Here is a 1,080-nt window from a genome sequence, read left to right on the forward strand (position 1 = left end):
AAACCTGAAGGGGGGGGGGGGTGAAAACTTCCCCAAGTTGAGAACCGCCATTTAAAAGAGTACGTTTAACAACCCCTTCCCCCTATGCAATCACTTGGGAAATAGAGGTAAAACAAAACTAATTTAAAACTGTTCATGAGGAAATTTAATTTTGAAGCCAAAAAATTATAATTTGAACAATTTGTTTTCATATTCAAAAGTTCTTATTAAATAACAATATAAGTATTAATACATCGAACTCCTCATACATGCAATAAATATACTAATACTTCATAAGTTAAATACAATTAAAAATACTTGAAACGTAACGAAATCGGAACTCTCTATAATGGAGAATTCTTAATGCGCCATTCTTTGGAATGTAACATAACATTTTTTACTTTATAAATAAACAATGTTTTTCTTTAATCAACTTCTTCAATTGTGGGTCCAGATCCTCCGGTTCCAGCTGCACCTCCAGCGCCTGGAGCAGCACCTCCTGCACCTGGGAATCCTCCAGGCATACCTCCTGGCATACCACCACCACCTTGTGAGTACATTTTGGTCATAATAGGACTGCATACACTTTCCAATTCCTTTTGCTTGTGTTCAAACTCTTCTTTTTCAGCAAGCTGGTTGGAATCTAGCCAGCGAATGACTTCATTGCACTTGTTCATCACAGTTTCCTTATCCTCCTTAGAGATCTTATCTTTTAGCTTCTCATCCTCCATTGAACTCTTCATGTTGAAGCAATATGATTCTAAAGAGTTCTTTGCAGCAATGACAGATTTCTGTTTCTCATCTTCAGCTTTGTACTTTTCTGCATCATTGACCATTTTTTCAATTTCTTCTTTGCTGAGACGTCCCTTATCATTTGTAATTGTGATTTTATTTTCTTTCTGTGTGGACTTTTCTATTGCTGTAACATTTAAGATACCGTTGGCGTCAATATCAAAAGTAACTTCAATCTGTGGTACACCACGTGGGGCAGGCGGAATTCCAGTTAATTCAAATTTTCCAAGAAGGTTGTTGTCTTTTGTCATTGCTCGTTCACCTTCGTATACTTGAATCAACACTCCAGGCTGGTTGTCAGCATAAGTC

The 1,080-nt window shown here is 37.0% G+C and carries 1 protein-coding gene; it reads right to left on the reverse strand.

Annotation, left to right across the window (positions count from 1 at the left end; all coding sequences use genetic code 4):
• Nucleotides 1–404: 404 nt before the first annotated feature.
• Nucleotides 405–1,080 (reverse strand): Hsp70 family protein (locus tag MAGTDC_RS02600; protein WP_192573132.1); only part of this gene is annotated, 676 nt, incomplete at its 5' end.

It is taken from the genome of Candidatus Hodgkinia cicadicola (genome assembly GCF_002774925.1).